At 75.6% G+C, this 7,911-nt stretch carries 8 protein-coding genes; 1 reads left to right on the top strand and 7 read right to left on the bottom strand.

From position 1 onward, the window contains the following. Positions 1-266: 266 nt before the first annotated feature. The 3 genes from GQS09_RS25295 to GQS09_RS25285 form a co-directional block, all read right to left on the bottom strand. Complete coding sequence (locus GQS09_RS25295) at positions 267-668, bottom strand: DUF3040 domain-containing protein (protein WP_165989880.1); 402 nt, start codon at positions 666-668, stop codon at positions 267-269. Between the two features lie 326 nt (positions 669-994). Next, a complete protein-coding gene (locus GQS09_RS25290; protein WP_165989879.1) occupies positions 995-1,774 on the bottom strand; it encodes a methyltransferase domain-containing protein in 780 nt (259 codons plus the stop codon). Positions 1,775-2,036: 262 nt separating this feature from the next. Continuing rightward, positions 2,037-2,489, bottom strand: coding sequence for an SAV_6107 family HEPN domain-containing protein (locus GQS09_RS25285; RefSeq protein ID WP_165989878.1), 453 nt, complete (start codon positions 2,487-2,489; stop codon positions 2,037-2,039). 494 nt (positions 2,490-2,983) lie between these two features. On the opposite strand from GQS09_RS25285, the gene GQS09_RS25280 reads away from it, so the two are divergent. Further along, complete coding sequence (locus tag GQS09_RS25280; protein WP_165989877.1) at positions 2,984-4,411, top strand: NAD(P)/FAD-dependent oxidoreductase; 1,428 nt, start codon at positions 2,984-2,986, stop codon at positions 4,409-4,411. Positions 4,412-4,482: 71 nt separating this feature from the next. Here the strand turns inward: GQS09_RS25280 and GQS09_RS25275 are convergent, their stop codons facing one another. The 4 genes from GQS09_RS25275 to GQS09_RS25260 all read right to left on the bottom strand — a co-directional run bounded on the left by GQS09_RS25275 (position 4,483) and on the right by GQS09_RS25260 (position 7,762). Then, the gene (locus tag GQS09_RS25275) at positions 4,483-5,577 is read right to left on the bottom strand and encodes a hypothetical protein (RefSeq protein ID WP_165989876.1); all 1,095 of its coding nucleotides are present in this window, start codon (positions 5,575-5,577) and stop codon (positions 4,483-4,485) included. A gap of 21 nt (positions 5,578-5,598) precedes the next feature. After that, positions 5,599-6,516 carry a methylenetetrahydrofolate reductase [NAD(P)H] gene (gene metF, locus GQS09_RS25270; RefSeq protein WP_165989875.1) on the bottom strand — a complete coding sequence of 306 codons (918 nt, stop codon included), beginning with the start codon at positions 6,514-6,516 and terminating at the stop codon, positions 5,599-5,601. A gap of 83 nt (positions 6,517-6,599) precedes the next feature. Further along, positions 6,600-7,313 carry a thiamine phosphate synthase gene (thiE, locus tag GQS09_RS25265; protein WP_165989874.1) on the bottom strand — a complete coding sequence of 238 codons (714 nt, stop codon included), beginning with the start codon at positions 7,311-7,313 and terminating at the stop codon, positions 6,600-6,602. Positions 7,314-7,396: 83 nt separating this feature from the next. After that, positions 7,397-7,762 carry an Rv2175c family DNA-binding protein gene (locus GQS09_RS25260; RefSeq protein WP_165989873.1) on the bottom strand — a complete coding sequence of 122 codons (366 nt, stop codon included), beginning with the start codon at positions 7,760-7,762 and terminating at the stop codon, positions 7,397-7,399. Positions 7,763-7,911 lie beyond the last annotated feature (149 nt).

The raw sequence follows: 7,911 nt of genomic DNA, 5'->3' as shown, positions 1-7,911 counted from the left end.
CCGGCGCTGCGGGAGTGGCGGGACCGCCGGACCGCCCGGCTGCGGGCGGCGCTGCGCATCCGCGTCCGCCTGCCGCGCCGCCGCCCGCGCAGCAGCTGAGCCACGGACGCCTGCGGACGCCTGAGTCACGGACCGGGGGCCCCGGGTCGGCGGGCGGAAAACGGACGGGCGGGCCGCGGCCAGTGTGGCCGCGGCCCGCCCGTCCGTTCCGCTGTGTCGCTTCCGCGGCCCGTCACCGCCGCGGTCCGGCTGCCCGCTGTGCGGAGTCAGCGATCGCGCTCGTCCCGGCGGCGCTGCCAGCGCTCCTCGATGCGGTGCATCATGGACCGGCGCTGCTTGCCCTGGGCGGGCCGCCTGCCGCCGCGGCCGGAGGCGCCCTGCCCGCCGGCGGGCTGGGCGGGTGTCTTCTTCCAGCCGGTGACCGCCAGCACGGCGCATCCGAGCATGATCAGGAACCCGACCACGCTCAGCCAGATCTGCTGGGCGACCATTCCGCCCATGAGAAGCGCGATGCCCACCAGAAATCCGAATGCCGCTTGGTAGACCCGCTTCCGGGTGTACGTGCGCAGCTCACTTCCTTCGAGCGCTGTAGCGAACTTGGGATCTTCGGCGTACAACGCTCGCTCCATCTGCTCGAGCATGCGCTGCTCGTGCTCAGAGAGCGGCACGGAGTCCTCCTACTCGTCGGTCGCGGCGGGCGACCGTTCCGACCCTTTAAGGATAGGCGGGGATGCCTCCCCGTGAAACCCACCCCTCTACGCCTTTTGCGCCCACCGCCTCCCTGTTCCGGGCAGTGCGGGTGGAGTTGTCCTGCCCACACTCTTCCCGGCCCATGCCGAAGGGCTACCTACGATGATACGGGTCAACGCGGGGTTTCACCGGGCGAGCCGGAAGGCCCTGCGGAGCCCGCCGGAGGTCCCGGGTACCCGGCGGCAGCGGCCGGTCAAACCAGCCGGCCGCGGCGGAACACCGGCGGAACACCGGCGGGGCGCGGTCAGGCTCCCGGCGCCGGGGCACGGTGCGCCAGCACATGGAGCTGCCCGGCCACGGCCAGGAAGGCCGGGTGCGCCGCCGCCTCGGTCTCCAGCCTGATCAGCGCCTGCAGGGCCTCCGGCTCGGTGTCCACCAGGGCGCCGGGGACGAGGTCGGCGAAGATCCGCACGCCGTGCAGCGCCCCCGGGACCAGCCCGGCGGCGGAGACCACGCCGGTCAGCCGCTGCGTGGTGAAGCGGTGCGGCACCGGGTCGGACGCGCCCCACCGCCCCTCGGGGTCGCCGAGCGCCTGCCGGGCCTCGGTGAACCGGCCGGCCAGCGCCCGGGAGAGCACCGCCCCGCCCAGGCCGGCCGCCAGCAGGCTGAGCGCACCGCCCGGGCGCAGCGTGCCGGCCACCGCGGCCACGGCCGTCACCGGGTCGTCCACATACTCCAGAACACCGTGGCAGAGCACCATGTCGTACCGCTCACGGCCGGCCACCTCCAGCAGGTCGCCGGTGTCGCCCTGCACACCGTGCACCAGCCCGGCGACACCGGCCTCGGCGGCCCGCCGCTCCAGCGCGAAGAGGGCGTCCGGACTGGGGTCGACGACCGTGACCCGGTGGCCGAGCCGCGCGGCGCGCACCGCGAAGATGCCGCTGCCGCCCCCGGTGTCCAGCAGGTCCAGGGAGGGCCGGCCGGTCGCCTCGGCGGCATTCTGCAGGGCCCGGAGCACGAGATCCCAGACCACTCCCAGGCGCAGCGCGGTGTGCGGGCCGGGCGCTGTGGGCTCAGACGGCATGTCGGACTGCTCCTCGGTGCTGGGCTGGCGCATGCACGCGTGCGCGGGCGGGCGGCACCAGCGGGTCCTCCCGCAGCGGTCCCCCCGCGAGTACGGGCAGCAGACTACTGCCTTCCGGCGGGCCGCCCCCACTGCGGAGCGGGCACGCCGCGGGCACGCCGCGCACCGGCCCCGCCCCGCGCCCGTACACCGGGGGCGACCGGGGTGTTCACGGCCGTTTCCGGCCGCGTGCCGGCACCTCGGTGCCGGTTCCCGTGCCGGTTCAGTGGTCGTTCTGGCGCGGCAGCACCGCCTGAGGGAGTAGCATCTCCTGCACCAGACGCAGGAACATCCCGGCGGCGCGCACCAGATCGTCGCTGTCGCGGCGGGTCACCACTCCGCGTATCCCGGCCTCCACCCGGGCGCGGCGGACGGCGCTCGCGGCGAACAGGGTGCTCCACTCACCCAGCTCGGGGGCGACCTCGGGCAGTACCTCCCATACCGGTCGGATGCGCCGGCGGGCGCGCGGGCTGCTCTCCGGGCGGCCGCGCGCCGCGAGGACCGCGGCGGCGGTGCGCAGGGCGCAGAGATGGGCGGCGACGTAGGCGTCGCCGATGTCGGTGCACTCCCCGGCCTCGTCCAGGCTGCGCTCGGCCTGGGTGAGCAGGTCGAGCGCCGCCGGAGAGGCGGGTGCCCGGCGGAGCACGGGGTGCACATCGGTCGGGGGTCCGGTCATGACGAACCTCCAGTCGTCATTCAGTGGACTGAGCGGTCCAAGGTCTCTTCCTGTATCCGAGTCGTGCCGTTCAGTACGTCTGTTCCCATGCTTGCGCACGCCACTGACAATCGGCAGGGTCCGCCCGGCATCCCCGCTGCCGCTGCGCGGGCCTGCGGAAACGCACGAGACGGAAGAGGCCCGCGGGCTCCCCGTGGCCGGGCGGCCACCCGGCGGACACCCGTCCGGAGGCGGACATGCGTGTGGCGGGCAGTGCGGCCCCCGCCGCTGCTGCCCGCCAGCACAGTTCCCCGCCGGGATCGCTCCCGGCATTTCCCCCGGCCGGTTCTCGTCCCCCGGTCCGCCGCCCCGTGCCGGCGGTCCGGATCCGGACACCCCGTCCGCTTGGTCTCCACAGTGCCGTGCCCGGGGCGCCCTGCCCATCCGCAGACCTACTCAGGCAGGTACTCATCCGCCCGCCGGGCACCGCGCCGCGCCGGGTAGGGTGCTGGCCCATGGCACGGATCGCGGTGGTCGGCGCGGGGATGGGCGCGATGGCGGCGGCGGCCCGGCTGGCCACCGCGGGACACCGGGTGACCGTCTACGAGCGCTCCGGCACCCACGGCGGTGCGCTGCGCCGGTACGAGCGCGGCGGCTTCGCCTTCGACACCGGTCCCGGGCTGCTGCACCTGCCCGCCGTCTGGCGCGACCTCTTCCTGAAGACCGGCCGGCAGCCGCTGGAGGAGTGCGTACCGCTGCACCGGGTCGACCCGGCCGCCGAGCACCGTTTCGCCGACGGCACCGTGGTGCGGCTGCCCGGCCTGTCCCGCGGCGGCGTCCGCCAGGCCCTGGACGCGGCGCTCGGCCCCGGGGCGGGCGAGCGCTGGGCCGCGATGCTCGGCCGCGCCCGGGAGACCTGGGAGCGCACCCGCCGCCCGCTGCTGGAGGAGCCGCTGACCCCGGCCACCGGACGGCGGGCCCTGACCGACGGGCACTGGCCCGGGCCCCGGCGGCGGGGTCTGCTGCCCACGCGCCGCCGCGCCCCGTCCCTGGCCGCCGTCTGCCGGGACGAGCTGCGCGATCCCCGGCTGGCCGCCCTGCTGGGCTCGGTGGTCTCCGGCTACGGCGTGGACCCCTGGGCCGCCCCGGCGCACGCCGCCGTGCTGGCCTATGTGGAGGAGACGTTCGGGAGCTGGTATCCGGCGGGCGGGATGCGGGCGCTGGCCGACGCGGTGTACCGGCGCTGCCGCGACCGGGGCGTGGCGTTCGTGTTCGGCGCGGAGGCCGCCGGGGTGCTGGAGCGGGACGGCCGGGCCGCCGGGGTGGAGCTGGCCGACGGCAGCCGCGAGGCGGCCGACCGGGTGGTGTGGGGCGCCCCCGGGCTGGGCGCCCGGCCCCGGGGTACCGGCCGCTGCACCCTGCTGCTGGCGCTGCGCGGAGCGCGCCCGCACGGCACCGCGCACCGGACCGTGCTGCACCCCCGGGACCCGGGCCTGCCGGCGGTCACCGTGCTGCGCCCGGACGACCCGGCGCTGCGGCCGGACGACGGGCACGAGGCCGTGGTGCTGAGCGTGCCCGTCCCGGCGGGGACCGGCACGGACGGCGCGGCAGGGGCGTCCGAGGCCCGGACCTGCGGGGAACGGATGCTGGACGCCGCCGAGGCGGCCGGTCTGGGGCTGCGCTCCCGGATTCTCTGGCGGGAGCTGCGCACCCCGGCGGACGTGGCGCGGGAGACCGGCATGCCCGGCGGGGCGGTGCCCCCGCCCGCGCTCGCGGGCGGTGACGGGGCGTGGCTGGCGGCTCCGAACACCGGGCGGCTGGCGGGGGCGTACCGGGTGGGCGGGCTCGCCCACCCCGGCGGCGGCCTGGCCCACGCAGGCATGTCCGGTGCCATGGCGGCCGGTCTGATCACCGAGGGCCCCGCCTGGCGCGGCTCCTCCTGAGCGCATCCCGGCGCCGCCGGCCCGCGCGCCGGGCGGCCCGCGCGCAGGCCGGCCGGGGCGGCAGGGCGGCTTCAGTAACGGTTCTGCTGGTAGTAGGCCTGGCCGGTGGCGTAGGGATCGGGCTCGGCCTGCGGGTAGCCGTCCGGCACGCCCGGGTCGCGCTGCTGCGGCACCCACACCCCGCCCGGCGGGGTCTCCTGGTAGTAGGACGGCTCGGCGGCCGCCGCCCACTGCCCGCTGCCCGTGTCGTAGCCGCCGGAGGTGTAGGGATCGTGGGACGGCGGGGGCGGCGGGGCGTACTCGCCCTGGCCGCCGTAGCCCTGGCCGCCGCCGTACTCCTGGTAGAGCCGGCCGCTGCCGCCCGTGCCCCCGATGTACGGGTCCGAGTAGGGCCCGTAGCTCTGCTCGCCGCCCGGATAGCCCGCGGTGTACTGGTCCGGGAACGGGGCGCTCTGGTAGGAGGAGGAGTAGGCGTAGCCGCTGCCGTCCGAGGAGCCCGGGGGGGAGAAGGCGGGCGGCGGCGTGTCCGCGCCCCACTCGGCCGTGGCGTACACGTGCTCGCCGGTGTCGTACTCCTCGCCGTAGCCGGAACCGGGGCCCCGGCCGGACGGCCAGGCGGCGGTGGCGGCGTAGTCGTCCTGGAAGGGCTCCTGGTAGGGCTCGCGGTAGGGCTGCTGGTAGCCCTCGTCCCGGTAGCGGCCGGTGTCCCCGTCCTCCGGCGGCCCGGCCGCGGTGTCCGGCCCGCCGGGCCCGTCGTCGGGGCCGTCCGCCGCCGCGGCGGCGCGGTCGTCCTCCACCGGGGGCATCGGCCGCACCTCGCCGCGCCGCCGCCGGCTGGTGCCGGGCCTGCCGCCCAGCGCCCAGCCGGTGGAGAAGCCCTTGCGGTAGGAGAGGGTGACCAGCGTCTGCCNCCTGCCGCCCAGCGCCCAGCCGGTGGAGAAGCCCTTGCGGTAGGAGAGGGTGACCAGCGTCTGCCCGATGGCGAACCCGGTCGCGCCGAGCGCGATCAGCGGCAGGGACGGCAGCATCACGCCCAGCACCACGCCGAGAAAACCGCAGAACGCCAGCAGCCGCCACCGCAGTCTTGCCTTGTACTGGAGCAGCACCTCACCGAGAAGCCAGAAGGCGACGAGTCCGAACGCGACGTAGAGGACCGCCCAGCCCATGTCCGCCCTCTCCTCGTGGAACTAGGTGTGCCGATCCAAACCCAGATTCCGGTAGATGTCCAGCGTGGCCATGGAACGGTTGAGGGTGATGAAGTGGAGTCCGGGGATGTCCTCTTGCATCAGCCGCGCGCACAGCTCCGTGGCATAGTCGATTCCGACCGAGCGTACCGCTGCCGGGTCGTCCCGGACCGCCAGAATCCGCCGTTCCAGCCCGGGAGGGAAGGCCGCGTTGCTGAGCTGGGCGAAGCGCTCGATCTGCCGCACGCTGGTGACCGGCATGATTTCCGGAATGATGGGGACGTCGCAGCCCGCCGCGGCCACCCGGTCGCGCAGCCGCAGATAGTCCTCGGCGTGGAAGAACATCTGCGTGATGGCGTAGTCGGCGCCCGCCCGGCACTTGTTCACGAAGTGCCGGATGTCGGTCTCCCAGTCGGCGGAGCGCGGGTGCATCTCCGGGAAGGCGGCCACGCCGACGCAGAAGTCGCCGGACTCCTTGATGAGTTCCACCAGCTCAGCGGCGTAGGTGACGCCCTCCGGGTGCGGGATCCACTCCCCCATCGGGTCGCCGGGCGGGTCGCCGCGCACCGCCAGCATGTTGCGGATGCCCACGTCCGCGTAGCGGCCGATGATGTTGCGCAGTTCGGCCTTGGAGTGGTTGACCGCGGTCAGGTGGGCGACCGGGGTCAGGATGGTGTCGTCCGCGATCCGCTCGGTGGCCCGGATGGTGCCCTCCCGGGAGCGCCCGCCGGCGCCGTAGGTCACCGAGACGAAGGTGGGGCCGACCGCTTCCACCTGCCGGATGGCCTCCCACAGCGCGCGCTCGGCCTTCTCGGTGCGGGGCGCCGTGAACTCGAAGGAGTACGAGCGTTCTCCGCCGGCCAGCAGTTCACGCACGGTGCGTGTGCCGTTCGTCCGCACGGAGGGAAGTCCTAGGGCCATGCCCCGAGGCTACCCAGGGCGCGGCCGGCTTCCCCTGCTCCGTCCGGAGTTCGGACGGCCGGAACCCTCCCGGAGTGGCCGGATCACGCCGGTCCTGAGCCGTCCGCGAGGGCGAGCGGCCGGGCGCGCAGCCGGGCGGCGAACGCGGCCGCGGCCTTGCCCGGGTCCTCGGCCTCGGTGATCGCCCGGACCACCACCACCCGGCGGGCGCCGGCGTCCAGCACCTGGTCGAGGTTGTCCGCGTCGATGCCGCCGATGGCGAACCAGGGGCGCCGCGGCGAGCGGGCCGCGGTGTGCCGCACCAGGTCCAGTCCGGGGGCGGGACGGCCCGGCTTGGTCGGGGTGGGCCAGCACGGGCCGGTGCAGAAGTAGTCCGTGCCGGGCTCGGCCATGGCCGCGTCCGCCTCGGCCGGGCTGTGCGTGGAGCGGCCGATCAGCACCCGGGAGCCGAGGATGGCGCGGGCGGCCGGGACCGGCAGGTCGCCCTGCCCCAGGTGGAGGATGTGCGCGTCCGGCCCGGCGGCGTGGGCCACGTCCGCCCGGTCGTTGACCGCCAGCAGTCTGCCGTGCCGGCGGCACGCGTCCGCGAAGACCTCCAGGCGGGCGAGTTCCTCCCGGGCCTCCAGGCCCTTGTCGCGGAGCTGGACGATGTCCACGCCGCCGGCCAGCACCGCGTCCAGGAACTCCGGAAGATCACCCTGCCGGGTGCGGGCATCGGTGCACAGATACAGGCGGGCGTCGGCCAGGCGGGCCTCGGCAAGGGGGGCCGGCGGGGTGCCGGGGCGGACGGAGATCATACGGCTCGCTCTTCGGGTTCCGGACAGGGGCAGCCGGGGGTGCGCGGCCGCCACGGCGCGGCCGCGCACCCCCCGCGGGGGCGTCACACGGCGAGGGCCTGGGCGCGGCGCTTCACCTCGGTGCCGCGATTCTCGCGCAGTGCCCGCGCCGGCGTTCCGGGCAGGGTGTCATCGGGAGTGAACAGCCACTCCAGCATCTCCTCGACGGTGAAACCGTCGTCCTTCAGCAGCGTGATGGTGCCCGGGAGCCCCTTCACGATGCGGTCCTCGGCGATGAAGTCGGACGGAACCTGGAGCACGCGGTTCTCTCCGCGCCGGACGGCGATGAGCTGGCCTTCCTTGACCCACTGCCGGACCCTGGTCACTTCGACTCCCAGCCGTTCGGCGATCTCGGGGAGGGTGAGCCAGGACGGGACAAGGGCGTCGATCTTCGGATCAATCTCGGTCACCCTCTCAGCCTGCCATCCGGCACCGACCGCCGTCACCCGGGAACCGCCCGCCCGCGGCATCCGCGGCGTTCCCGGCGGGCCGGCGGCTCTCCCAGGACGCACTTCCGCCCCGCGGGCCCCGCCCGCCGCCGGGGCCGGCCGCGCGGCAC

Origin of the sequence: Streptomyces sp. YIM 98790 (genome assembly GCF_011421595.1) — a bacterium.
Lineage (GTDB): Bacteria > Actinomycetota > Actinomycetes > Streptomycetales > Streptomycetaceae > Streptomyces.
The sequence above is the reverse complement of the archived record's forward strand: the minus strand, read 5'-3'. Positions and strand labels throughout refer to the sequence as shown.

What these genes read in the sequence shown, in the direction of transcription:
- GQS09_RS25290 (WP_165989879.1), bottom strand. Translation starts at nt 1,774, where the DNA reads ATGCCGTCTGAGCCCACAGCGCCCGGCCCGCACACCGCGCTGCGCCTG.
- GQS09_RS25285 (WP_165989878.1), bottom strand. Translation starts at nt 2,489, where the DNA reads ATGACCGGACCCCCGACCGATGTGCACCCCGTGCTCCGCCGGGCACCC.
- GQS09_RS25280 (WP_165989877.1), top strand. Translation starts at nt 2,984, where the DNA reads ATGGCACGGATCGCGGTGGTCGGCGCGGGGATGGGCGCGATGGCGGCG.
- metF (WP_165989875.1), bottom strand. Translation starts at nt 6,516, where the DNA reads ATGGCCCTAGGACTTCCCTCCGTGCGGACGAACGGCACACGCACCGTG.
- thiE (WP_165989874.1), bottom strand. Translation starts at nt 7,313, where the DNA reads ATGATCTCCGTCCGCCCCGGCACCCCGCCGGCCCCCCTTGCCGAGGCC.